Below are 25,398 nucleotides of genomic sequence, written 5' to 3' on the forward strand. Positions count from 1 at the left end.
GCAAAGGGATCGGCTCCCGTCAGGCGAGATTGAACACGACCTTGGTGCAACCGTCGGTCTTTTCCTTGAAGGCCTTGTAGAGATCCGGGCCTTCCCTAAGATCGGTGCTCTTATGGCTGACCAGCGAGGTCATATCGACCTTGCCTTCCTGGATCAGCTTGGTGAGCGGCTCGAGATAGCGTTTCACGTGGGTCTGGCCGGAACGCATGGTCAGGCCCTTTTGGACGATCGAGCCCATGTCGACCGCCACCGGCCCGCCATAGACACCCGGCACCGACACGACACCGCCCGGACGCACTGCGCGGATGGCCGAGGCCAGCACATATTCGCGCTGAAGCGGAACGACCTTCTCCTTGATGGCCGAAATGATGCCGCCCTGGCCGTGCGCCGCATCGGCCTCCATGCCGACCGCGTCGATCACCGCATCGGCACCCTCGCCATGGGTGATCTCCTTGATGCGCTCGAACACGTCTTCGGTCTTGAAGTCGATGATGTGGGTGGCACCCGCCTTGCGCGCGAGAGCAATACGCTCGGGCACGGTTTCGATCGCGATGATGCGCTCGGCACCCAGGATCTTCGCCGACTGGATCGCGAAATAGCCGACCGGTCCCGCGCCCCAGACCGCGACCGTCTCGCCACCCTTGATCTCGCACTGCTCGGCACCCTGATAGCCGGTCGGGAAGATGTCGGTGAGGAACAGCACATCGTCGTCCGTCATGCCCTCGGGCACCACCATCGGCGCAACATCGGCCATGGGCACGCGCACATATTCGGCCTGCCCGCCCCAATAGCCGCCGGTCAGGTGCGAATAGCCGAACAGGCCGGCGGTGGGATAACCGAACTGCTTGACCGCCATCTCGCCATTGCGGTTCGAGCGCTGGCAGACCGAGTAGAGGCCCATCTTGCACATGCGGCACTCGCCGCAATTGATGTTGAAGGGCACGACGATGCGGTCGCCGATCTTGAGCTTGTGATCGGGCGAGCCCACTTCGACCACCTCGCCCATGAATTCATGGCCGAGCACATCGCCGCTCTTCATGGTGGGCATCAGCCCATCCATCAGATGCAGGTCCGAGCCGCAGATGGCGCAGCTCGTCACCTTGATGATGACGTCGCGCGCGTCTTCAATCGTGGGGTCATCCACCGTGTCGCAGCGGATGTCGTTGGTGCCGTGCCAGCACAGAGCTTTCATGGGTCTTCTCCTCGTTTTTTGTTTTTGCGGTGAAGAGCGGCGTCAGGCGACGCCCGCGCCGCCCGTGACGCCGAACACCTCGCCCGAGATGTACGAGCCCTCCTGGCTGGCGAGCAGCACATAGACCGGGGCGATTTCGACCGGTTGGCCAGGGCGGCCGAAGGCGCTCTGCTTGCCGAACTCCATCACCTTCTCTTCCGGCTGGCCGCCCGACGATTGCAGCGCCGTCCAGAACGGGCCCGGTGCCACGACATTGGCGCGGATGCCCTTTTCGATCAGCTGCTTGGCGAGCGCCTTGGTGTAGGCGACGATGCCAGCCTTGGTGGTGGCGTAGTCAAGCAGGATGGCGGAAGGGTCGTAGGCCTGGATCGAGGCCGTGGTGATCACGCTCGCACCCGCCGGCAGATGCGGCACGGCCGCCTGGGCGATCCAGTGCATGGCATAAAGGTTGGTCTTCATGGTCTTGTCGAAGTCTTCCGACGTGACCTTCGAGATATCCTCGCGGTTCTGCTGGCGGCCTGCATTGATGACGAGGATGTCGAGACCGCCCAACTGCGCGACGGCCTGTTCCACCAGTGTCTTGCACCAGCTCTCGCTGGTGATGTCGCCGGGCAGGTCGACGGCCTTGCGCCCCTCCGCCTCGATCAGCTTGAGCACTTCCGCCGCATCCTGCTTCTCGGCTTCGAGATAGGAGATCGCGACATCCGCGCCCTCGCGGGCAAAGGCGATGGCCGCGGCGCGGCCGATGCCGCTGTCGCCGCCGGTGATCAGCGCCTTGCGGCCGGTGAGCTTGCCCGAGCCCTTGTAGCTCGTTTCACCATGGTCGGGTTCGGGGTCCATCTTCGCCGCGATGCCTGGCACCGGCTGCGGCTGGCGGGGGAAGGGTGGTTGCGGATACTGTTTGCGCGGGTCCTGCATGGACAGCCGATCGGCCATGAATGTCTCCGTGACTATGCTTTTTGTTGCAAAATTCGTTGCGGGGTGGGCGCTCAACTGTGGCTTCGCCTGTGAGTTCCACGCTCTTTCGCTCAAGGCCGCATGGGCAGGTGAGCCGGCGGGCAACGGGTTTGCAGGCTGTTCCGCCGGTGGCCGCCCAAACGAAAAGAGCCGGCAATCGCTGCCGGCTCTTTCGACGTTTCTTGTTTCAGTGATCGGTCGAAGGGGAGCCTTCGATGACCACATGCTCACTCGGCGGGAACGGCGGCGTAGTTCTTCTCGACCGCCTTGGGCTCGGATGAGAGCGCCGCCGCCAGAGCATCCTGGTCGAGCTCGCCTTCCCAGCGCGCGACCACGAGCGTGGCCACCGCATTGCCGACGAAGTTGGTGAGCGCGCGGCATTCCGACATGAAGCGGTCGATGCCCAGGATCAGCGCCATGCCGGCGACCGGCACGGAGGGCACCACGGACAGTGTCGCCGCCAGCGTGATGAAGCCCGCACCCGTGATGCCCGCCGCACCCTTGGAGGAGAGCATCGCCACCAGCAGAAGCAGGATCTGGTCGCCGATCGACAGGTCGATATTGGTGGCCTGCGCGATGAAGAGGGCGGCCAGCGTCATGTAGATGTTGGTGCCGTCGAGGTTGAACGAATAACCGGTCGGGATCACGAGGCCGACCACCGACTTCTTGGCGCCCGCCTGTTCCATCTTCTTCATCAGCGAGGGCAGAGCCGCTTCCGAGGACGAGGTGCCGAGTACGAGCAGGAGCTCTTCCTTGATGTAGCGGATCAGCGCGAAGATCGAGAAGCCGTTGTAGCGGCAGACCGCACCCAGCACGACCACCACGAAGACGAGCGAGGTGAGGTAGAAGACGGCGATCAGGTAGGCGAGGTTCGCCACCGAGCCGATGCCGTATTTGCCGATGGTGAAGGCCATGGCGCCGAAGGCACCGATGGGAGCGGCCTTCATCAGGATCGCCACCAGCTTGAAGATCGGTGCGGTGAGCGCATTGAAGAATTCGAGAACGGGGCGGCCCTGCTCGCCGATCATCGCGAGTGCGATGCCGAACAGAACGGCGATGAACAGAACCTGCAGGATGTCGCCATCCACGAAGGCGCTGGCGAGCGTCGCCGGGATGATATTCATCAGAAAGCCGGTGATCGTGGAGTCATGCGCCTTCTGGGCATAGCTCGCGACGGCACCCGCATCGAGGGTCGCCGGGTCGATGTTCAGTCCTGCGCCCGGATGGGTGAGGTTCGCGATCACCATGCCGACGATCAGCGCCAGCGTCGAGAAGGTGAGAAAATAGATCATCGCCTTGCCGACCACGCGGCCGACCTTGGCGAGATCGGTCATGCCGGCGATGCCGGTGACGACGGTCAGGAAGATCACCGGGGCGATGATCATCTTCACGAGCTTGATGAAGGCGTCGCCCAGCGGCTTCAGGCTTTCGCCGACTTCCGGATAGAAGTGGCCGATGGTGATGCCGGCGGCGATCGCCACAAGCACCTGCACGTAAAGCTGGGCATAAAACGGTTTCCGCGTGGGCGGCGCATCGGCGTGAACGGGAATGCTGGTTGCCATGGTCTGCGTATCTCCCTGCCGGTCCGGCGCATTCGAACGGCGCCTTGTCCTCCCAGGCGGCCCTTCCGGCGCGGGTCGCCATCAACAGTCAGCAAGCACCGTGCCAGTTGTTTTCTGCAGAGGAGACATGCCGGAAACGCGGGGCTTTCCGGCCACCCGTGCCGCGTGCTCGCAAGGATGTGTGCGAAATTCCGCTCGCTTTCGTTGAGCTTTGTGCGGTAATCCGCACTGATGGACATATCCGCCAATGGCAGGGCGATTGAGGAGCGAGCCCGGCACAGCCGGCTCGCGGCGCTCTCCGCCAGGGCCGCTCTTCTCATCGGGCTCGTCGCGACCTTCGTTCTCGTCGTTCTGTTTTGCGGCGAGGTCGCACGGCGTTTCACGGCCGAAAGCATTCTCGCGGATGCGCGGGCACGGCTTCCGTCTGCGGCCTCGGCCTTGCGCGGCGAGCTCGAAAAGCAGCGCGCTCTGCCGCTGATCCTCAAGGAAGACCCGACCGTGATGACGGCTATCGCAACGCGCGACCCCGCACAGCTCGGCGCACTCAACGAAAAGCTCGACCGGCTGGCGCGCGCCACGCGAGCGGCCGTGATCTACATCCTCGACGCATCGGGAACGGCACTCGCCGCGAGCAATTTCCGGGAGCCGACGAGCTTCGTCGGCAGCGATTACCGCTTCCGTGATTATTACAGCGCGGCACTCGCGAACGGCACGGCGGAGCAATATGCGCTCGGCACCGTCAGCCAGCGGCCGGGCGTCTATTTCTCCGCGCGAATGGACCGGTCTGAACAGCGCGGCTTGGGCGTAGTGGTCGTCAAGGTCGAACTCGATGCGGTGGAAGCCGACTGGCAAAGCGGCGGACAGCCCGTCTTCGTTTCCGACGAGCGGGGCATCGTTTTAGCAACGAGCGTGCCAGCCTGGCGCTTCAGGACGCTGCGTCCGATCGCAAACGCAGAAGCAGCCGAGATCAGACGCAGCCTGCAATTCGGCGAAGCGAGCCTCGTCCCGCTTCGTCTCGAGACCGACCCGGCGCTCGATGGCTTCGTTTCCGCCGATACGGGCGACGGAAAAGCGCAACGCTTCGCTCTGGCGCAGGCGGATGTGCCCGCAGGCTTGCCGGGCTGGCGCATTCATCTTCTGGCGCCGGCCGGCCGCGAGCTTTCGGGTGCCACGAACCTCGCAAGGCTGGTCGCGGGCCTCGTTCTCGCAATCCTTCTCCTCGCCGGCTTCCTTCTCTTTCGCCGTGGCCGCCTCGCGCGCTTGCAGCGAAAGGAAAAAGAGCGTGCGGCGGCCGAGCTCGAAACCCGCGTCATCGAGCGGACGATGGATCTCGCCAGCGCCAACCAGAGGCTGACGGGCGAGATTGCCGAGCGCGAAAAAGCCGAAGCGCGCATTGCCACCTTGCGCGACGATCTCGCCCAGGCGAACCGTCTGGCAACGCTCGGTCAGGTCACGGCGGGCGTGGCGCATGAGATCAACCAGCCGCTCGCCGCGATCCGCGCTTACGCCGAAAACGCTCAGCTTTTCCTGCGCCGGCAGGACGGGAACAATGCCGCGCAGAACCTCGAACGCGTGGTGGGGCTTACCGACCGCATCGCGTCCATCACCGATACGCTGCGCGGCTTCGCGCGGCGGGGCAGGAGCGCGCTCGAGCCCCTGTCGGTCGAGGCCATCCTCGATGGTGCGATGCTGATCCTGCGCTCGCGCATCCGCGAAAGCGGCGTCGAACTGGAACGGCGTTCGGTGGGCGGCGAAGCGATCATCCTCGGCGGTCGCATCCGGCTCGAACAGGTGCTGGTCAATCTCGTCCGCAACGCTGTCGAGGCGCTGGAAGGCCGTGAGCATGGGCGGATCACGGTCGAAACCGTCAATGGCGTGGAGGAGGTGACGATTGCCGTGTCGGACAACGGTCCGGGCGTTCCCCCTGAGATCCTGCCGGTGCTCTTCACGCCGTTCAAGACATCCAAGGCGCAGGGCACGGGGCTCGGCCTCGTGATTGCGTCCGACATCGTTTCCGAACTCGGCGGCGTGCTTTCGGCGACAAGCCGGCCGGGCGAGGGGGCCTGTTTCACCATCCGCCTGCCGGGAGTGCCCGTATGACAGCAACCAGCACGCCTATCGCCTTTGTGGACGACGACGCAGAACTGCTTGCCGCGAACGGGCAGACCTTGGCCCTCGCCGGCTACGAGCCGCAGCTTTATTCATCTGCCGAAGCCGCCCTGGCCGCGCTCGGTCCCGACTTTCCCGGCGTGGTCGTCAGCGACCTGCGCATGCCGGGCACGAGCGGCTTGACGCTGTTCCGCGAATTGAAGAAGCGCGATCCCGACCTGCCGGTGATCCTGGTCACGGGGCATGGCGATATCGAAATGGCGGTCGCCTCGTTGCGCGAAGGGGTCTACGACTTCATCGCAAAGCCCTATCCCGGCGACCGGCTCCTGGCGAGTGTGGGGCGAGCGGTGGAGAAGCGGCGGCTGGTGATCGAGAACCGCCGCCTCCAAGCCGCGTCCGAGGCCGAGCAGGGTGCCCAACTGCTGGGCGAAACGCCGGCCATGATCCGCCTGCGTCAGACGATCCGCCAGATCGCGGATGCGGAGGTGGACGTTTTGATCGAAGGCGAGACCGGCTCGGGCAAGGAGGTGGTGGCGAACCTGATCCATCGTTTGAGCCCGCGACGCGACGGCGAATATGTCGTGCTCAATTGCGGCGCGCTGCCTGAAACGGTGATGGAAAGCGAACTGTTCGGCCATGAGCGCGGGGCTTTCACCGGGGCGGACCGTCGTCGCATCGGGCGGATCGAACATGCGGATGGCGGCACGCTTTTCCTGGACGAGCTCGAATCCATGCCGCCCGCGTTGCAGGTGAAGCTCCTGCGTGTGCTCGAAGCGCGCGAGATCGCGCCGCTCGGCGTCAACGAGACACGCGCGGTGGATCTGCGCGTGGTAGCGGCCGTCAAGGTGGACCTGTCCAACCCGGTCTTGCGCGGCGACTTCCGCGAGGACCTCTACTACCGGCTGAACGTCGTCACGCTGCGCGTGCCGCCTTTGCGCGAGCGGAAAGAAGATATTCCGCTGCTCTTCGCGCATTTCCTTTATCGCGCCAGCCAACGCTTCCGCCGTGACGTGCCGGAGCTCGACGCATCCTTGCGCCATCGGCTGATGCGGCACGACTGGCCGGGCAATGTGCGCGAGCTCGCCCATTTCGCCGAGCGGGTGGCGTTGGGTCTTGAAACGCAGGAGGGCGCATCGGACGCGGTTCGGGAGGCGCTCGGCCTGTCCGACAGGGTCGCGCAATTCGAAGCCTCGCTCCTGCGCGATGCGTTGCGGCGGCACAAGGGCGAGGCCCAACCGGCACTCGAAGAACTCAAGCTGCCGCGCAAGACCTTCTACGACAAGCTGCAGCGCCACGGCCTGGTGCCCAGGGATTTCCGCTGAACGCGCACGGGACGGCTTGGCCCAGTTGTGACCACCGCGCCCCTCCCGGCTGGCCTATTGCCTAGCCCGGAGCGCCCATGGACTTTGTGCTTTCAACCCGGAAAGGTTGTCTTCGCGATCCGTCTGCTCGACGATCACCGATGCCTGAACGAAGCTGGACAACCAAGGCAGGAACTCATGGCCGAACTTCCCTCTCAGGCACGCGTGGTGATCATCGGCGGTGGTGCGGTGGGCGTCTCGGCCCTTTATCATCTGGCGAAAGCCGGATGGACCGACTGTGTCCTGCTCGAAAAGAATGAACTGACCTCGGGTTCGACATGGCATGCGGCGGGCAATGTGCCGACCTTCTCGTCGTCATGGTCGCTGATGAACGTCCAGCGCTATTCGGCCTCGCTTTATCGCGGGCTGGCCGAGGCCGTCGACTATCCGATGAACTACCACGTCACCGGCTCCCTTCGCCTCGGCCACACGGCCGAGCGCATGCAGGAATTCAGGCGCGTCGCCGGCATGGGGCGGTATCAGGGCATGGATATCGCGGTGATCGGCACGGACGAAATCCGTTCGCACTATCCGTTCATCGAAACGCATGAGCTGAAAGGCGCGCTATACGATCCGAACGATGGCGACATCGACCCCGCCCAGCTCACCCAGGCGCTCGCCAAGGGCGCACGCGATCTGGGCGCCAGGATCGTTCGCTTTTGCCCGGTGACCAGTGTGCGCCGCGAGAATGGCGATTGGGTCGTGGAAACCCCGCAAGGCGCGATCCGCTGCGAGTTCGTGGTCAACGCCGCCGGCTATCGTGCGGGCGAAGTGGGCCGGATGTTCGGCCGCGACATTCCGATGATGGTGATGAGCCATCAATATATCCTGTTCGAGGAAATTCCCGAACTCGCCGCCTGGACCAAGGAAGCCGGCCACAAGCTGCCGCTCCTGCGCGACGTGGATTCGTCCTACTACCTGCGGCAGGAAAAGAGCGGCATGAATCTCGGTCCCTACGAGAAGAACTGCCGCGCGCATTGGGCGTCCGCCGACGATCCGATGCCGGACGATTTCTCGTTCCAGCTCTTTCCCGACGATCTCGACCGGCTCGAATGGTATCTGGAAGACGCCATCAAGCGCGTGCCGATCCTGGGCACGGCAGGCTTGTCGAAGGTGATCAACGGGCCCATCCCCTACACGCCCGACGGCAATCCGCTGATCGGCCCGATGCCGGGCGTGCCCAATGCCTTCGAGGCATGCGTCTTCACCTTCGGCATCGCGCAGGCGGGCGGGGCGGGCAAGGTCCTGGCCGAGTGGGTCACGGAAGGCCGCACCGAATGGGACATGTGGTCCTGCGATCCGCGCCGGTTCACGAAGTTCGCCTCCGATCCGGCCTACGCGGTCGCCAAGGGACTCGAGGTCTATGGCGACGAATATGCCGTGCAGTTTCCTCGCCGCAACTGGCCGGCAGGACGCAACCGGAAGCTTTCACCGATCCATGACCGCATCGCGGCCCTCGGCGCGCAGTTCGCGCCTTATAATGGCTGGGAGCGCGCCACGTGGTTCGCGAAGCCGGGCGACGATATCTCGGAAGAAGCGTCGCAGACATTTCGCCGCGAAGGCCCGTGGCATGAAAGGGTGCGCGAGGAATGTCTCGCCGTGCGCGATCAAGCGGGCATTCTCGACCTGCCGGGCTTCTCGCGCTTTCGGTTGAGCGGCGCAGACGCCCGGGACTGGCTTTCAAGGCTCATCACCGGCGCGGTGCCCAAACCGGGTCGCATCGGTCTTGGCTATTTCGCGGACGAGAATGGCCGGATCGTTACCGAGATGTCGATCATGGCGATCAAGGATGACCTGTTCTTCCTCATCACCGCCGCCGTCGCTCAGAGCCATGATTTCGAATGGTTGGAGACGCATCGCCCGGCGGATGCCGACATCGCGATCGCCGATATGACCGAGGCTTTTTCCTGCCAGATCCTGTCGGGCCCGCGCTCGCGCGACATCCTCGCCGCCGTCTGCGAGGCCGATCTTTCGCAACCCTGGCTTTCCCATCAATCCGTCCCTATCGCCGGTCGCTGGTGCCAGCTCGTGCGCGTGTCCTTTGCCGGCGAATTGGGCTGGGAAATCCATTCCAAGGTCGAGGACACGCCCGTTATCTTCGATGCCGTCTGGGAGGCGGGGCAGGGGCATGGGCTCAAGCCCTTCGGTATGTGGGCGCTCGATTCGCTCAGGCTCGAAAAGGGCTACCGCGCCTGGAAGCAGGACCTTTCGACCGATTATTCCGTGCTGCAAGGCGGACTTGAGCGCTTCGTGCGCTGGGACAAGCCGGACTTTCTCGGCAAGGCGGCGCTGGCGGTCGAGAAGCAGCGCGAGGTGACCAAGCGGTTCGTCACGCTCACCCTCGACAATCCCGGCGATCACGACGCGCCTTACATGGCCAATCTCTGGCATGACGGCACCATCGTCGGCGAGACGACCTCCGGCGGCTGGGGCTTTCGCACGGAAAGATCCATCGCGCTCGGTACGGTGCGTGCCGATCTCGCCGAGCCCGGCCGCAAGGTCGAGGTCGAAATCTTCGGCGAGCGCTTCAGCGCCACGGTCCAGCCCGACCAGCCCCTTTGGGATCCTCGGAACGAAAGGCTGCGGGCATGAGCACCGTTCCCACCCATGCCCGCGTTGTCATCATCGGCGGCGGTGTATCAGGCTGTTCGGTGGCCTATCATCTGGCCAAGCTCGGCTGGCGCGATGTGGTGTTGCTCGAGCGCAAGCAGCTGACATCGGGCACCACCTGGCATGCGGCGGGCCTGGTGGGCCAGCTGCGCGCCTCGCAGAACATGACGCGGTTGGCGAAGTATTCGGCCGATCTCTACGCCCGCCTCGAAGCGGAGACGGGCGTCGCCACCGGCATGCGCCAATGCGGCTCGATCACGGTGGCGCTGACCGACGAGCGCAGGGAAGAGATTTATCGGCAGGCCACGCTCGCGCGCGCCTTCGGCGTCGATGTGCAGGAGATTTCACCCGCTGAAGCGAAAGCCATGTATCCGCATCTCAACATTGGCGATGTGGTGGGCGCGGTGCATCTGCCGCTCGACGGCCAGTGCGATCCGGCCAACATCGCGATGGCCTTGGCCAAGGGGGCGCGCAACAACGGCGCCCAGGTGTTCGAGCATGTGAAGGTCGAGCGCGTCTTGAGCGCAAACGGCCGCGTTACGGGCGTCTCCTGGACACGTGGCGAGGAAAGCGGCGTGATCGAAGCGGATCACGTGGTCAATTGCGGCGGCATGTGGGGGCGCGATCTTGCGGCATCTTCGGGTGTGACGCTGCCGCTGCATGCCTGCGAGCACTTCTACATCGTCACCGAGGCCATTTCCGAACTGAGCCGCCTGCCTGTTCTTCGCGTGCCCGACGAGTGCGCGTACTACAAGGAGGATGCGGGCAAGATCCTGCTCGGTGCCTTCGAGCCCAAGGCCAAGCCCTGGCCGGCACCGGGCGAGCGCATCCGCGACGACTTCATGTTCGACCAGCTGCCCGACGACTTCGACCATTTCGAGCCGATCCTGTCGGCTGCCATCAACCGCATGCCGATGCTCGAAAGTGCCGGTATCCATACCTTCTTCAACGGGCCCGAAAGCTTCACGCCCGACGACCGCTATTATCTCGGCGAAGCACCGGAGCTGAAGAACTACTGGGTGGCCGCCGGCTACAACTCGATCGGCATCGTATCCTCAGGGGGCGCGGGCATGGCGCTCGCGCAATGGATGAACGACGGCGAGCCGCCCTTCGACCTGTGGGAAGTCGATATCCGCCGCGCGCAGCCCTTTCAGCGCAACCGCCGCTACTTGCGTGAGCGCGTGTCGGAAACGCTCGGCCTGCTCTACGCCGATCACTTCCCTTATCGCCAGCCGGCCACCGCGCGCGGCGTGCGCCGCTCGCCGCTGCATGAGCATCTCAAGGCGCGTGGTGCTGTGTTCGGCGAAGTGGCGGGCTGGGAGCGCGCCAACTGGTTCGCGCGGCCGGACCAGGATCGCGAATACCGCTATTCGTGGAAGCGGCAGAACTGGTTCGACAACAACCGCGCGGAGCATATGGCCGTGCGCGAGGGCGTCGGCCTCTTCGACATGACCTCGTTCGGCAAGATCCGCGTCGAGGGGCGCGATGCGCTGCCTTTTCTCCAGAAGCTCTGCGCCAACGATCTGGCCGTCGAACCGGGCCGCATCGTTTATACCCCCATGCTGAACGCGCGCGGCGGTATCGAGTCGGACCTTACCGTCACCCGGCTCTCGGAAACCGCCTTCCTGCTCGTCGTGCCGGGCGCCACCCTGCAGCGTGACCTTGCCTGGCTGCGCAAGCATCTGGGTGACGAATTCGTGGTGGTCACCGATGTGACGGCGGCGGAAAGCGTGCTCGTGCTGATGGGCCCCCAGGCGCGTGATGTCATCACCCGCGTCTCGCCCGACGACTTCTCCAACGAAGGGTTTCCGTTCGGTACCGCGCGCGAGATCGAGATCGGCATGGGCCTCGCCCGTGCCCATCGCGTGTCTTATGTGGGCGAACTCGGCTGGGAGCTTTACGTCTCGGCCGACCAGACGGCCCATGTGTTCGAGGCGCTCGAAGACACGGGCGCGGCGTCGGGCCTCAAACTCTGCGGCATTCATGCGCTCGATTCCTGCCGCATCGAAAAGGCCTTCCGCCATTTCGGCCATGACATCACCGACGAGGATCACGTGCTGGAAGCGGGGCTGGGCTTCGCGGTAAAAACCAGGAAGGGCGACTTCATCGGCCGCGACGCTGTGCTTCGGAAGCGCGAGGCGGGGCTGAAACGCCGGCTCGTGCAGTTCCTGCTCGAAGACCCCGAACCGCTTCTCTTCCACAACGAAGCGATCGTGCGAAACGGCAAGATCGTGTCCATCGTCACCTCCGGCAATTACGGCCACGCACTCGGCGGCGCGGTGGGTCTCGGCTATGTGCCGTGCGAAGGCGAGAGCGAAGAACAGGTGCTCGCCTCCCAGTACGAGATCGAGATCGCAGGCACGCGCCACAAGGCCAAAGCCTCGCTCAAGCCGATCTATGATCCGAAAGGGGAACGGGTTCGGCTCTGACGGCAGCGGCGGCCAAGAAGCCGCTCCGGGGTATGGGATGAGGCCTCATGCTCAGTAAATGCTGATCGTTGGAATAATTTTTCTCCAAGCACTCGTCTTCCAGCCATCAGGGTTTTGCTGAGTTTCGCCTGAACCGATAGGTTTTCGCTGTCATCCTGTCAGCTCGAAGGGCGCCGTTCACCTTGCCCAATCCTGTTTTCGCAACGTCCTCGACATCGATCTTCGAGCAGATTTCCCGCCTCGCCAACGAGGTCGGGGCGATCAATCTCGGCCAGGGTTTCCCGGTCGGCTTCGAGCCGCCCGCGCTGATCGAGGCGGCGGTGCAGGCGCTGCGCGAGGGGCCGCACCAGTATCCACCGATGATGGGGTTGCCCGCCTTGCGCCAGGCGGTGGCCGCTAACGCCAAGCGGTTCCACGGTCTCAATGTCGATTGGGAGCGCGAGGTGCTGGTCACGTCGGGCGCGACCGAGGCGCTGGCCGACAGCTTCCTCGCCCTTCTCGACACCGGTGACGAGGTGATCGTGATCGAGCCCGCTTACGACGCCTACCCCACGCTGATCCGCCGCGCCGGCGGCACGGTGGTGCCGCTGCGCCTCGAAGCACCCGATTGGACGCTGACGCGCGAGGCGTTGCAGGCCGCGATCACCCCGCGCACGAAGCTGATCGTGCTCAACACACCGATGAACCCGATCGGCAAGATATTCTCCGAGGCCGAACTGGATCTCCTGGAAGAGGTCGTGCTGGCGCATGATCTCGTGATCGTGTCGGACGAGGTCTACGAGCATCTGGTGTTCGACGGGGCACGGCACACGACGCCGTTCAGCCGCCCTGCCATCCGCGACCGCGTGGTGCGCATCGGCTCGGCGGGCAAGACCTTTTCGGTAACAGGCTGGAAGGTTGGCTATGTGACGGCCGATCCGAAGCTTCTGGGCCCGATTTCTCGCGCCCACCAGTTCGTCACCTTCACCACGCCGCCGGCCCTGCAGACGGCCGTGGCCGCAGGGCTCCATTTCGCCGACAGCTACTATGTTGAGCTGAAATCGAGCCTCGAAACGCGGCGAGATCTCCTGCTTGGGGCCTTGCGACGCGAAGGCTTCGCGGTTGCGGACGCGCCCGCCACCTATTTCGCCATCGCCGATGTGAGCGGGATCGACCCCGATGGCGACGATCTCGCCTTCTGCCATCGCATCACGCGCGAGGCGGGCGTCGCCGCCGTGCCGCTCTCATCCTTTTACGGCGCGCGCGACGTGAAGACCCATATCCGCTTCTGCTTCGCCAAGCCGCTCGACACGCTCGAAGACGCCGTTTCCCGGCTGTCACGCTGGCGTGAGACGCATGGCCGGAAGCTGGCCTCGTGACCGCACTCCCACCGCTCGGGCCGCGCGAATCCCGCCGCCCGCCTCTTCACAATCCCTGATCCGGAGACAGTTCCGCCCATGCCCGCCTTGCCCACTTTCCTCCGAGCGCTCTCGGTCGCGAGCCTGCTGCTCGCCTCGTCCGCACTCGCGCAGGCCGAAAAGATCCGTTTCGGTGTCACCGCAGGCCCCCATGCGCAGATCGCCGAAGCCGTGGTGCCCGTCGCCAAGGCCAAGGGTCTCGATATCGAGGTCGTCGAATTCTCGGATGGCGCGCTGATCGACCCCGCCACCAATGACGGTGATCTCGACGCCAACGGCTTCCAGCACACGCCCTATCTCAACCAGCAGAACACCGATCGCGGCCTCAATCTCGTGGCGGTCGGCGAGCGCACGGTGCTGCTTCCCATGGCCGGCTATTCGAAGAAGGTGACCAAGATCGAGGACCTGCCCGAAGGCGCGCAGGTGTCGATCCCCAACGATCCGAGCAATCTCGGTCGCGCGCTCAAGCTTCTGGAGAAGGGCGGCGTTCTCAAGCTGACGCCGGGCGTGACCTTCAACGCCACCGAACTCGACATCACCGAGAATCCGAAGAACATCAAGATCATTCCCATGGAAACGGCGCAACTCGCCCGCTCGCTGGAAGATGTCGATTTCTCGGTCATCACCTCGCATTTCGCGCTGAGCGCCGGGCTCAATCCGAAAAAGGATTCGATCCTGATCGAGGACGAGTTGTCCGAATATTTCTGCCTGCTCGCGGTCGCCGAGAAGAACAAGGACGCGCCCTGGGTGAAGACGCTTGCCGAGAGCTACCATTCGCCGGAAGTGAAGGCCTTCGTCGAGAAGACTTTCGCCGGCAATGTGATCCCCGGCTGGTGATAGCCATGAACGCCGCGCCCCGCTTGTCGAGCCTGGAAAGCGCCCAGCCGTTGAGCGAGACGCGGCGCGACGCCGTGCGGATCGAGAGCCTTTCCAAGACTTACGATCCGGCGGCTGGCCCGGTGCTCGACGATGTTTCGCTTTCGGTCCGCAAAGGCGACATCCACGGCATCATCGGCCGCTCGGGTGCGGGCAAAAGCACGCTGGTGCGCTGTTTGAACGGGCTGGTCGAGCCATCGAGCGGCCGCGTCTTCGTGTCCGGCCGCGCCATCACCGGTCTTTCCGGCGCGCCTTTGCGCGCGGCGCGGCGGGAGATCGCGATGATCTTCCAGCATTTCAGCCTGCTGTCCTCGCGCACAGCCGCCGGCAATGTGGCGCTGCCGCTCGAAGTGGCGGGCTTATCGCGCCGCGAGATCCGCGAGCGCGTGCCGAAACTCCTCGACCTCGTGGGTCTTCGCGCCAAGGCCGACAGCTACCCTTCCGAACTCTCGGGCGGGCAGAAGCAGCGCGTGGGCATTGCCCGCGCGCTCGCGCTCGACCCGAAGGTGCTTTTGTCGGACGAGGCGACATCCGCGCTCGATCCCGAAACCACCGAGCAGATCCTCGACCTTCTCAAAAGCATCAATCAGCGGCTTGGCCTCACGGTTGTGCTGATCACGCATGAAATGGATGTGGTTCGCCGCATCGCGCATGCGGTGACGGTGCTGGAAGCCGGCCGGATCGCCGAAAGCGGGCCGACTTTCGAGACCTTCGCCTTTCCCAAATCCGCGGTCGCCCGTTCCTTCCTGTCGTCCATCGTCGCCCACGATCTGCCGCCGGAACTGGCGAAGACGCTGCGCACCGAACCCGGTCACGACACCGATCCCGTTCTGCGCATCACCTTCACGGGCGCCGGCGCGCACCAGCCGGTCGTCGCCGACCTCGTCGAGCGCTTCGGGGTGCGGCCCAACATCCTTCACGGACGCATCGACACCATCGACAACCGTGCGCTCGGCGTTCTGGCAGTGGTGCTCGAAGGCGGCGAAACGCTGCTCGAGCCGATCCGCACCCATCTGTCTTCCCTCGGACTTTCCTCGGAGATCATCGGCTATGCTGTTCGGCCTGTTGCCGGCCGCCCTCGGGCCGCTTTTTCTTAGGTCGCTCGGCGAGACGGCCACCATGGTGGGCGCCTCCGCCGTGCTTTCGACGCTGATCGGCCTGCCGCTCGGCATCGCGCTCGTCGTGACCGCGCCCGGCCAGTTCCTCGAACGCCCCGCGCTCAACCGTGTGGTGGGCACGATCAGCAATCTGGTGCGCTCCACGCCATTCATCATTCTGATGGTGGCGATCATTCCGTTCACGCGTCTCGTCGCGGGCACATCGGTCGGCACCACGGCGGCCATCGTGCCGCTGACGATCGCCATCATCCCGCTTTATGCGCGCCTCACCGAGGCCGCCATGCGCGAGGTCGACCAGAGCCTGATCGAGGCTGCGCAAAGCATGGGTGCGACGCCCTTCCAGATCATCCGCAAGGTTCTCTTGCCGGAAGCGCTGCCGGGCATCGTCGCGGCACAGACCGTCACGCTGGTCAGCCTGATCGGCTATTCGGCGGTGGCCGGCACGATCGGCGGCGGAGGCTTGGGGGATCTGGGCGTCCGCTTCGGCTACCAGCGCTTCATGCCCGAAGTGATGCTGGCGGTGGTCGTGGTGCTGGTCGCCATCGTCCAGAGCGTGCAGTTCCTGGGCGACTGGACCGCGCGCACCGTCAATCACCGCATCCCGCGCAAGCGCCGCGTGGCGCGCGCACATTCCTGATCCGTGCGAAGAAAGGCTCGCCCATGACCGTTCATTCCAACCCCGTTTCGGCAACGCTGCCGACGCTCGACTTCTCGCGCTTCCATGGCCCCGACCGCGAAGCCTTCATCGCCGAGCTTCTCGACGTGCTGCACGATCACGGCTTCTTCTACATGACGGGCCACGGCGTCAGTCCGCAGCTGATCGCGGATGTGCGGGCAGCGGCCAAGCGCTTCTTCGCGCTGCCGCTCGAAGACAAGCTCGAGATCGAAATGGTGAAGTCGCCGCATTTTCGCGGCTACAACCGTGCGGGTGTCGAGCGCACGCGCGGCCAGCAGGACTGGCGCGAGCAGCTCGACGTGAACACGGAAGGCGAGGCGGTCGCGCTTCAAGCCGACACGCCGGCCTGGAAGCGCCTGTTCGGGCCCAACCAGTGGCCTTCCAGGCAGCCCGAACTGAAGCCGCTGCTGCTCGAATACCAGGCGGAAGTCACGCGCGTCGGGCTCGATGTGCTCAAGGCCATTGCGGTCGCCATCGGTCAGCCCGAGGATGTCTTCGCCTCGATCTACGAGCCGCAACCCTCTCAGCTTCTCAAGATCATCCGCTATCCCGGCCGCGACGTGGCCGAGACCGATCAGGGTGTCGGCGCGCACAAGGATGGCGGCTTCGTCACGGTGCTTCTGCAGGACACCACGCCGGGCCTGCGCGTGCGCACCGAGGACGGCGTCTGGATCGACGCGCCGCCGGTGGAAGGCACGTTCATCATCAACACGGGCGAACTGCTGGAGCTTGCCACCAACGGCTTCGTGCGGGCCGACGTGCACGATGTGGTGGCGCCACCCGCCGGCGTCGAGCGCTACTCGATCGCCTTCTTCCTCGGCTCCCGCTATGACGCGACGATTCCGGTGATCGAATTGCCCGAAGCGCTGAAGACCAAGGAGCGTGGGATCACGGTCGATCCGCTCAACCCGATCTTCCGCGAGGTGGGCCAGAACCACCTCAAGAGCCGGCTTCGGTCACACCCCGATGTGGCGCGCGCCCACCATGCCGACCTCTTGCCCTCTGAAGAGCGGAACGCGCCGGCGAACTGACCGGGGCTCGTCAACAGCCCGGCCGTTTTTTCGAAAAGCGGTCGGGCGACCACTGAAGAGACGATCAGATGCCGGCCGCTTCTCGCCTCGCCTCCGCCGCGATGAATTCGGCGTGGCGGGAAACCTGTGGCAGACCCATCAGCTCGCCATAGGCCCCGCGCGCGAGCGGGCCGGCGATCAGCAGGCTCGGGTCGGGATTGCCTTCTTTGTCGAGCGCACGGCTTTGGCTGTCGGTGTTGAGGCCCAGGCCGTAGGGGTCCAGGCCGAGTGCGCCGTGATCGGCCAGATCCTGGAAGGCGGTGCTGCCGGTAATCACTTCGCGATGCGCGGGGCCGGTGGTGTTGATCACGGCATCGAAGAGTTCGGTGCGGGCCTCGGTTGAACCACGCAAGCGGAAGGTGACGGCGATCCCGCGTTCGGGCGACGGTTCGGCGCTGATGACGCGGCCCGCGTGCAGAAGGAGCGTGCCTTCGGCGATGCGCCGATCGAGAACGGCCTCCACCTGCGGCGCGATGCGGAAGCGGTGAACGTCCCAGAAGGGGCGCAAACGGCGCACCAGCTTCTGGCGCTCGGCCACGCTCAGGCCCAACCAGATCGGGGTGCCCTGTTCGCGCAAGGCGTCGAAGACCGGATGCCAGGACAGGTTCGCTTTTTGGGCGGCGTCGAGGTTGCGGTGTATCGCTCCAAGCAGGTCCCGCACGGTCGCGGCGGGCGCGCTCGCGAAATCGCCGAAGGGGTCGGTAGAAATGGCGGCATGGCCGCGCGAGCGCAGGCCCCGGCGCGACAGCATCAGGATCGGGCCGTGATGACCCCGCGCATCGAGGCTCGCCACCATGTCGGCGGCAGTGAGGCCCGTGCCCAGGATCAGCACCGAAGCATCCGGCGCGATGCCTTCGAGCGCGTCTTCGGCATAAGGGTCGGCGACGAGCCGCTCGCTGCCTTTGAGGGAGGCGAGCTCGCGCGGCAAAGAGGGGATCGGATGGCTTGCGGCAAGAACCAGCCGTTCGGCGCTCAGCACGTCACCATTCGAAAGGGTGACCTGCCAGCCCTCGGGAATCCGCGCGATATGCCGGGCTTCCGCCCGCACATGGCGCACATGGCCCCTCTCGATCAGCGGCGCCAGATGGGCGGCGACATAGCGGCCGAAGACGAGGCGGCGGGGATAGGCGTCGCCGTTTGGGCGGAAGGCGTCGGGATCGTCCGCCAGTGCGTCGGTCTCGCTGAGCCAGCGCGAAAAATGTTCGCCATCGTCGGGCACGAGGCTCATCCGCGAGGCGGGCACATTGATGCGGTGGGCGGGGTCGGGGCTCGAATAGGCGACGCCGCCGCCCAAGCTGGGACGCGGCTCGATCACCGTCACGGGAAGCACGCGGCCGTCGCCCGAACGGCCGAGATGAAAAGCGACGGCGGCGCCCGTGAAGCCGCCGCCGATGATCAGGACCGGGAGAATGCTTCGGGTCAGGATGCGCTCGCGAGCTTGCTGCCCGGTCGCTCGGAGCCGGCGATCGTTTCGCCGAACGGCCCGGTGTTGACGGATGCCGCACGAGCCGGAATGTCGTGGTCGAGCGGCAGGCGCGGCAAGACGAGCTCTCCGAAGCGATAGGCTTCTTCCAAATGCGGATAGCCCGACAGTATGAAGGTGTCGATGCCGAGCCGGCGATATTCGTCCATGCGCGCGGCAACCGTTTCGGCCGAGCCGACGAGTGCGGTGCCCGCGCCGCCGCGCACCAGACCGACGCCGGCCCAGAGATTGGGACTGATCTCGAGCTTGGAGCGGTCGCCGCCGTGCAGCGCGCTCATGCGGCTCTGGCCCACCGAATCCATGCGCGCGAAAATGGCCTGCGCCTTGGCGATGGTCTCGTCGTCGAGCCTGGAGATCAGACGGTCGGCCTCGGCCCATGCCTCCTCGTCGGTTTCGCGCACGATCACATGGAGGCGGATGCCGAAGGAAAGCGGGCGTCCGCTCTTTTCGGATGCCGCCCGCACCGTCGCGATCTTTTCCGCCACCTGTGCCGGCGGTTCGCCCCAGGTGAGATATTTGTCGACGGTCTCGGCCGCGACCTTGATGCCGATCTCGGACGAGCCGCCGAAATAGAGCGGCGGATGCGGCGTCTGGTGCGGTGGGAAGAGCAGGCGGCCGTCCTCGATGCGGAAATTCTCGCCCTCGTGGCTCACCGTCTCGCCGGCGAGCAGACGCTTGTAGATGCGCAGGAACTCGTCGGTGATCTTGTAGCGGTCCTCATGCGACAGGAAGATGCCATCGCCGCCGTTCTCGGCCGGATCGCCGCCGGTGACGACATTGATGAGCAGACGCCCTTGCGAGAAGCGGTCGAGGGTCGCGGTCATGCGCGCGGCGAGCGTCGGCGATTGCAGGCCGGGGCGGACCGCAACGAGAAAGCGCAACTGCTTGGTAAGGGGTGCCAGGGCCGAAGCCGTGACCCACGAATCCTCGCAGGAGCGACCGGTGGGCAGGAGCACGCCGTAGAAGCCGAGCGTATCGGCCGCTTGGGCGACCTGCGTCAGGTATGGAAGGTCCACCGCGCGACCGCCCTCGCTCGTGCCGAGATAGCGGCTGTCGCCATGGGTCGGCAGGAACCACAGGACCTTGACGCGTTCGGGAGCTTCGGGCGTGGCTGGCGCGGGCGCTGGCATGGGAAACCTCTTGGCTGAATGCGCAGAATTTACGCGGGCGATGCAGGCTCTCGCGAGGAATAATATTCTACAGATTGGCTTGAAATAGCAGCGTCGTCCTTCGGCCTGCCGCTGAACGGCAGCTAGCATCCACGCTCCGATCTTTTCGCATTTTGGAGCCCGACCTTGGCGTTGTCACGCACTCTCCTTTCGGCCATCGCCGCGCTGGGCTTCTCGACTTCCGCCTGGAGCGCGGATTTGAGCGAAATCCGCATCGACTGGGCGACCTACAACCCGGTTTCGATCCTGCTCAAGAAGGACGGCCTGCTCGAAAAGGAGTTCGAGAAGGACGGCATCAAGGTCACCTGGGTGCAGTCGGCGGGCTCCAACAAGGCGCTGGAATTCCTCAACGCCGAGTCGCTCGATTTCGGCTCGACGGCCGGTTCCGCGGCCCTTCTCGCGCGGGTCAACGGCAATCCGGTGAAGGCTGTGGGCGTTTATTCCAAGCCCGAATGGACCGCCCTCGTCACGGGCAAGGACAGCACGATCGCCAAGGTCGAGGACCTCAAGGGCAAGACGGTGGCCGTCACGCGCGGCACCGACCCGCATATCTTCCTCGTTCGCGCGCTCGCCGATGCGGGCTTGAGCGAAAAGGACCTCAACCTCGTCCTGCTTCAGCATGCCGATGGCAAGACCGCGCTTCTGCGCGGCGATGTCGATGCCTGGGCGGGGCTCGACCCGCTGATGGCATCCGCTGAAGTGCAGGAAGGCGCCAAGCTGTTCTTCCGCGATCCCGCTGCCAACACCTGGGGCGTGCTCGACACGCGCGAGAACTTCGCGAAGGAACATCCCGAGATCGTGTCGCGCGTTCTCTCGGTCTATGAGCAGGCGCGCCAGAAGGCGCTGGCCGACCCGGCAGCCCTGAAGGCCCTGCTGGTCGAGGCCACAGGCCTGCCGGATGCGGTGATCGCCAAGCAGCTCGAGCGCACCGACCTGTCCCACAAGGCCATCGGCGAGGAACAGGCCGCGACCATTCTGGCGGCCGGCGAAGCACTCCAGAAGGCGGGCGTGATCGAGGCGTCGGTTGATGTGAAGGCAACCGTGGGCGAGCTGGTCGATCCGAGCTTCGGCGCGAAAAGCCAGTAAAACCTCGCTTCTCCGATGAGCGCCGCCAGCCAGTCCTTCGAGGCACCAGCCGAGGCCAGAACAAGCGCCGCCCCTGCCGGGCGGCGTTCGGGCAGGGCTGTGTCCGCGCGCCTTCTCCTCGGTGTCGTCCTGCCGCTCGGGCTGGGGCTGGTCTGGGAGGCGGTGGTGGCTTCGGGCTTTGCCAGCGGCCGGCTGATGCCGCCGCCGAGCCGGGTGATTGCGGAACTCGTGCGGCTCGCCTCCACCGGCGCGCTGTGGGAGCACAGCCTGATCACGCTCTCGCGTGTGCTGGGCGGCTTCGCCGGTGGAGCGGTGGCCGGCATCGCGCTGGGCGTTTTGACCGGCACATCGCGGCTGCTGCGCGACCTGCTCGACCCGAGCTTTCAGGCTTTGCGCTCGATTCCCTCCATCGCCTGGGTGCCGCTCTTCATTCTCTGGCTCGGCATTTTCGAAGCCTCCAAGGTGACCTTGATCGCGGTCGGCGTGTTCTTTCCCGTTTATCTGGGCGTCAGCAGCGCGCTCATGTCGGTGGATCGCCGCACGGCCGAGGTCGGGCGCATCTTCCGCCTGTCGCGCCTCGCCACTGTCCGCCGCATCCTTCTGCCCTCGATCCTGCCGGCAACCGTTGTCGCCTTGCGTACGGGGCTCGGGCTCGGCTGGATGTTCGTGGTCGCGGCCGAATTCATGGGCGCGTCTTCGGGCCTCGGCTATCTTCTGGTCGATGGCCAGCAGCTCGGCAAGCCGACGCAGATCCTGGCGGCGATCCTCACTTTCGCGGTTCTCGGCAAGGCGACGGATGCGATCCTCGCAAGCCTCGCCGCACCCTTTCTGCGCTGGCAGGACAGTGTCGGGGAGGCGCCGTAGTGCTCCAGCTCGATCACCTCTCGAAGACCTATCCGAACGGCACGCTGGCGCTCGATGGCGTGAGCCTCACATTGCGCGAGGGCGAGATCCTCGCCGTGGTGGGCGGCTCGGGCTGCGGCAAGTCCACGCTTCTGCGCCTGGCATCGGGCCTCGACACGCCGAGCCGCGGTCGCGTGCTGCTCGACGGGCAGGTGGTCGCCGAGCCCGTGGCGCGGATCGGCATGGTGTTTCAGGAGCCCCGGCTTCTGCCCTGGCTATCGGTCGCCGAGAACGTGGCGTTCGGCATCCGTGAGCTTCCCGAGGCGCAGCGCCGCGCGCGGGTCGAAGCGCTGCTCGGCGAAGTGGGCTTGAGCGACTATGCCGCCCGCTGGCCCAAGGAGTTGTCAGGCGGTCAGGCGCAGCGCGTAGCGATCGCCCGCGCGCTTGCGCCCGAACCCGACGTTCTCCTGCTCGATGAACCCTTCTCCGCGCTCGACGCCTTCACGCGCATCGATTTGCAGGACCATCTGATCCGCCTCTGGCAACATCACAAGCGAACCTTCTTGCTTGTCACCCACGACATCGAGGAGGCCGTCGCACTCGCCGACCGCGTGGTGGTGATGAAACCCGATCCGGGCCGCCTCGCCGCTGAAATCCCGCTCGATCTGCCTCGCCCGCGTCTGCGTTCCTCGGCCCCGTTTCAGGCCGCCGAGCGCGCAGTGCGCGGCGCGCTCAGCGATGCACTCAGGCGCGAGCCGCAAAGAACCATTCTGAACTGATCCAACAATCGCCGCGCGCCACGCGGCTTACCGGGAGTTTCGACCATATGCCGATCACACGCCGTTTCTTCAACGCGGCCCTTGCCGCAGCGCTCGCGCTTCCTTTGCTCAACGCCGTTCCGGCACTGGCGCAGAACAAGACCATTCGCATCGGCTACCAGAAATACGGCACGCTGGTTCTTTTGAAGGGACGCGGCACGCTCGAGGAAAAGCTGAAGCCGCTGGGCTGGAGCGTGGAATGGACCGAGTTCCCCGGCGGCCCGCAGCTGCTCGAAGCGCTCAATGTCGGCGCCATCGATTTCGGCTCGACGGGCGAAGCCCCGCCCATCTTCGCGCAGGCTGCCGGCGCGCCACTCGTTTATGTCGCCCATGAGCCGCCGGCTCCGCGCGGCGAGGCGATCCTCGTGCCCAAGGACAGCCCGATCCAGTCGGTGGCCGAGCTGAAGGGCAAGAAGGTCGCGCTCAACAAGGGTTCGAACGTTCACTACCTTCTGGTCAAGGCGCTGGAGGAAGCCAAGCTTTCCTATCCCGATGTCGAGACCGTGTTCCTGCCACCGGCAGATGGCCGCGCGGCCTTCGAGCAGGGCTCGGTCGATGCCTGGGCGATCTGGGATCCGTTCCAGGCGGCGGGCGAGGTGGCCATCGAGGCGCGCACCCTGCGCAATGGCGAGGGGATCGTGTCCAACCACCAGTTCTATCTCGGTGCGAAGAGTTTCGTTGACGCCAACAAGGAGCCGCTCGACGCGCTGATCGCTGCGATCGGCGAGGTGGACGAATGGACCAAGGCCAATCCGGCGGAAGCCGCCGCCACGCTCGCGCCCTCCGTCGGCATCCCGGCCGATGTGCTCAAGGTGGCGCTCGAGCGCCAATCCTATGGCGTGAAGCCGCTGAGCGCTGAAGTGGTCGAAGAACAGCAGAAGATCGCCGACACCTTCTTCGACCTCAAGCTGATCCCGGCCAAGCTGTCGATCAAGGAGGTGGTGCCGGGTGTCAGCCAGTGACGGTTGAGGCCTTGAGCCCGGCGCGGCGGGCCGAGCGCACCAGACCGAGCCTCGCGCGGTTCGGCCGGGCGCTCGCGCCCTGGGCCTTGCCGATCCTCATTCTCGTGGTGTGGGAGATCGCCGCGCGTGCCGGGCTGGTCAATGCGCGGCTCCTGCCCGCACCATCCACCATCGCCAGCGCGTTCTGGCGCTCCCTGCAGGATGGCTCGCTCATCGCCAACACCTGGGCCTCCACCAAGCGCGCATTGATCGGGCTCTTGATCGGCGGCGGCTTGGGGTTCCTGGGTGGGCTCGCGACCGGCCTCTGGCGGCCGGCCGAAACGCTGCTCGACAGCACGGTGCAGATGATCCGCAACATTCCGCATCTGGCGCTGATCCCGCTCGTCATCCTGTGGTTCGGCATCGGCGAAACGGCGAAGATCTTCCTGGTCGCCATCGGCGTGTTCTTTCCACTCTACATCAACACTTTCCACGGCGTGCGCACGGTGGACCGGCAGCTGGTGGAAATGGCGGAAGTCTATGGGCTCGACCGTCGTGCCCGGCTGTCGCGCATCATCCTGCCCGGCGCGCTGCCCTCGATCCTGGTCGGCCTGCGCTATGCGCTCGGGCTGATGTGGCTGACCCTGATCGTCGCGGAAACGATCTCGGCCACCAGCGGGCTCGGCTACATGACCATGAACGCACGCGAATTCCTGCAGACCGATGTGGTGATCCTCGGCATCCTCGTCTACGCGCTGCTCGGCAAGCTCGCCGATTGGGCCACCAAGGCCATCGAACGCCGCGCGCTGTCCTGGCATCCGGCCTATCAGATCGCCAGGGAGAACAAGCCATGAGCCTGGCTGTGCAACGGGACGTTGCGCCGGGCGCTGCCGGGGCCGCCGGCCTGCCGATCAGGCTTGCGGGCGTTTCCAAGAGTTTCGGCGAGACGGAAGTCCTGCGCCGCTTCGACCTCCACATCCCGGCCGGGCAATTCGTGGCGGTCGTCGGGCGCTCGGGCGGGGGCAAGTCCACGCTCCTGCGGCTCGTTTCGGGCCTCGATCAGCCATCGGGCGGGCGGGTGATGATCGGCGAACGCGCGGTGACGAGCCTCGACCCGGCCGTGCGGCTGCTCTTTCAGGAGGCACGGCTGGTGCCGTGGCAGCGGGTGGTGGAAAATGTCGGCATCGCGCGCGGTGAAAACTGGCGCGAGCGGGCCTTGCAGGCGCTGCGCGATGTCGGGCTCGACGGGCGTGGCGATGAATGGCCCTCGGTGCTCTCGGGCGGCCAGCGCCAGCGCGTGGCGCTCGCGCGCGCTCTGGTGAGCCGGCCGAACATCCTGCTTCTCGACGAACCTTTCGGCGCGCTCGACGCGCTGACCCGCATCGAGATGCACCGGCTGCTCGACGGCATCTGGCGCGAGCGCGGCTTCACCACGGTGCTGATCACGCATGACGTGGCCGAGGCCGTGGCACTCGCGGATCGCGTGATCGTCTTGCGCGAGGGCCGCGTGGCGCTCGATCTGCCTGTCGATCTCGAACATCCCCGCGCGGAACTCGCCGATCCGCGTGCGGCGGAATTGCAGAAGCAGATCCTCGCGGCGGTGTAAACGCCGCTGCGGGTCGTTTCCCATGGTCTATGCCGTGCGAAGCGATGAAACGCCTGGCTCACACCATTTCGCTCGACAGCGGCACTCCGAGGCGT

Annotated in this window: 20 protein-coding genes; 15 read left to right on the forward strand and 5 right to left on the reverse strand. The window is 65.5% G+C overall.

Features of this window, described 5'->3' with window-relative positions:
- Positions 1 to 19: 19 nt before the first annotated feature.
- The 3 genes from NGM99_RS18880 to NGM99_RS18890 form a co-directional block, all read right to left on the reverse strand.
- Positions 20 to 1,192, reverse strand: coding sequence for a zinc-dependent alcohol dehydrogenase (locus tag NGM99_RS18880; RefSeq protein WP_252821831.1), 1,173 nt, complete (start codon positions 1,190 to 1,192; stop codon positions 20 to 22).
- Positions 1,193 to 1,234: 42 nt separating this feature from the next.
- On the reverse strand, positions 1,235 to 2,128 hold the full coding sequence (locus tag NGM99_RS18885) for an SDR family oxidoreductase (RefSeq protein ID WP_252821833.1): 894 nt from the start codon (positions 2,126 to 2,128) through the stop codon (positions 1,235 to 1,237).
- A gap of 248 nt (positions 2,129 to 2,376) precedes the next feature.
- A complete protein-coding gene (locus NGM99_RS18890; RefSeq protein ID WP_252821835.1) occupies positions 2,377 to 3,711 on the reverse strand; it encodes a dicarboxylate/amino acid:cation symporter in 1,335 nt (444 codons plus the stop codon).
- Positions 3,712 to 3,942: 231 nt separating this feature from the next.
- On the opposite strand from NGM99_RS18890, the gene NGM99_RS18895 reads away from it, so the two are divergent.
- The 9 genes from NGM99_RS18895 (at position 3,943) to NGM99_RS18935 (ending at position 17,318) form a co-directional block, all read left to right on the forward strand.
- A complete protein-coding gene (locus NGM99_RS18895) occupies positions 3,943 to 5,811 on the forward strand; it encodes a sensor histidine kinase (RefSeq protein ID WP_252821836.1) in 1,869 nt (622 codons plus the stop codon).
- Entirely contained in the window at positions 5,808 to 7,142 is a 1,335-nt protein-coding gene (locus NGM99_RS18900) for a sigma-54-dependent transcriptional regulator (protein ID WP_252821838.1), read from the forward strand. The genes NGM99_RS18895 and NGM99_RS18900 overlap by 4 nt, the downstream gene beginning before the upstream one ends.
- A gap of 177 nt (positions 7,143 to 7,319) precedes the next feature.
- Positions 7,320 to 9,773, forward strand: a complete 2,454-nt coding sequence (locus tag NGM99_RS18905) for a GcvT family protein (protein ID WP_252821840.1) — start codon at positions 7,320 to 7,322, stop codon at positions 9,771 to 9,773.
- The gene (locus tag NGM99_RS18910; RefSeq protein ID WP_252821842.1) at positions 9,770 to 12,220 is read left to right on the forward strand and encodes a GcvT family protein; all 2,451 of its coding nucleotides are present in this window, start codon (positions 9,770 to 9,772) and stop codon (positions 12,218 to 12,220) included. The genes NGM99_RS18905 and NGM99_RS18910 overlap by 4 nt, the downstream gene beginning before the upstream one ends.
- A 182-nt stretch (positions 12,221 to 12,402) precedes the next feature.
- The gene (locus NGM99_RS18915; protein ID WP_252821843.1) at positions 12,403 to 13,578 is read left to right on the forward strand and encodes an aminotransferase; all 1,176 of its coding nucleotides are present in this window, start codon (positions 12,403 to 12,405) and stop codon (positions 13,576 to 13,578) included.
- Positions 13,579 to 13,656: 78 nt separating this feature from the next.
- Positions 13,657 to 14,454 (forward strand): MetQ/NlpA family ABC transporter substrate-binding protein, encoded by a 798-nt coding sequence (locus NGM99_RS18920; RefSeq protein ID WP_252821845.1) that lies wholly within the window; start codon positions 13,657 to 13,659, stop codon positions 14,452 to 14,454.
- 5 nt (positions 14,455 to 14,459) lie between these two features.
- A complete protein-coding gene (locus tag NGM99_RS18925) occupies positions 14,460 to 15,590 on the forward strand; it encodes a methionine ABC transporter ATP-binding protein (RefSeq protein ID WP_252821848.1) in 1,131 nt (376 codons plus the stop codon).
- Positions 15,544 to 16,248, forward strand: a complete 705-nt coding sequence (locus NGM99_RS18930; RefSeq protein WP_252821850.1) for a methionine ABC transporter permease — start codon at positions 15,544 to 15,546, stop codon at positions 16,246 to 16,248. The genes NGM99_RS18925 and NGM99_RS18930 overlap by 47 nt, the downstream gene beginning before the upstream one ends.
- 23 nt (positions 16,249 to 16,271) lie before the next feature.
- Positions 16,272 to 17,318, forward strand: a complete 1,047-nt coding sequence (locus NGM99_RS18935; protein ID WP_252821851.1) for an isopenicillin N synthase family dioxygenase — start codon at positions 16,272 to 16,274, stop codon at positions 17,316 to 17,318.
- A gap of 64 nt (positions 17,319 to 17,382) precedes the next feature.
- On the opposite strand, the gene NGM99_RS18940 is transcribed toward NGM99_RS18935, so the two are convergent.
- Entirely contained in the window at positions 17,383 to 18,783 is a 1,401-nt protein-coding gene (locus tag NGM99_RS18940) for an FAD/NAD(P)-binding protein (RefSeq protein WP_435371459.1), read from the reverse strand.
- Entirely contained in the window at positions 18,777 to 19,970 is a 1,194-nt protein-coding gene (gene ssuD / locus NGM99_RS18945; RefSeq protein WP_252821854.1) for an FMNH2-dependent alkanesulfonate monooxygenase, read from the reverse strand. Before ssuD ends, NGM99_RS18940 begins: the two co-directional genes overlap by 7 nt.
- Before the next feature lie 171 nt (positions 19,971 to 20,141).
- Between ssuD and NGM99_RS18950 the strand changes: the two genes are divergently transcribed.
- From NGM99_RS18950 to NGM99_RS18975, 6 genes are read left to right on the forward strand one after another with little or no spacing between them, the layout of a single operon-like run.
- Positions 20,142 to 21,095, forward strand: a complete 954-nt coding sequence (locus tag NGM99_RS18950; protein ID WP_435371456.1) for an aliphatic sulfonate ABC transporter substrate-binding protein — start codon at positions 20,142 to 20,144, stop codon at positions 21,093 to 21,095.
- A gap of 15 nt (positions 21,096 to 21,110) precedes the next feature.
- On the forward strand, positions 21,111 to 21,959 hold the full coding sequence (locus NGM99_RS18955; protein WP_252821858.1) for an ABC transporter permease: 849 nt from the start codon (positions 21,111 to 21,113) through the stop codon (positions 21,957 to 21,959).
- The gene (locus NGM99_RS18960; protein ID WP_252821860.1) at positions 21,959 to 22,717 is read left to right on the forward strand and encodes an ABC transporter ATP-binding protein; all 759 of its coding nucleotides are present in this window, start codon (positions 21,959 to 21,961) and stop codon (positions 22,715 to 22,717) included. The genes NGM99_RS18955 and NGM99_RS18960 overlap by 1 nt, the downstream gene beginning before the upstream one ends.
- A gap of 47 nt (positions 22,718 to 22,764) precedes the next feature.
- Positions 22,765 to 23,718, forward strand: a complete 954-nt coding sequence (locus tag NGM99_RS18965; protein WP_252821862.1) for a sulfonate ABC transporter substrate-binding protein — start codon at positions 22,765 to 22,767, stop codon at positions 23,716 to 23,718.
- A complete protein-coding gene (locus NGM99_RS18970; RefSeq protein ID WP_435371457.1) occupies positions 23,715 to 24,551 on the forward strand; it encodes an ABC transporter permease subunit in 837 nt (278 codons plus the stop codon). Before NGM99_RS18965 ends, NGM99_RS18970 begins: the two co-directional genes overlap by 4 nt.
- On the forward strand, positions 24,548 to 25,303 hold the full coding sequence (locus NGM99_RS18975) for an ATP-binding cassette domain-containing protein (protein WP_252821864.1): 756 nt from the start codon (positions 24,548 to 24,550) through the stop codon (positions 25,301 to 25,303). The genes NGM99_RS18970 and NGM99_RS18975 overlap by 4 nt, the downstream gene beginning before the upstream one ends.
- Positions 25,304 to 25,398 lie beyond the last annotated feature (95 nt).

It is taken from the genome of Mesorhizobium liriopis, assembly GCF_024053505.1.
Taxonomy (GTDB): Bacteria; Pseudomonadota; Alphaproteobacteria; order Rhizobiales; family Rhizobiaceae; genus Mesorhizobium_B; species Mesorhizobium_B liriopis.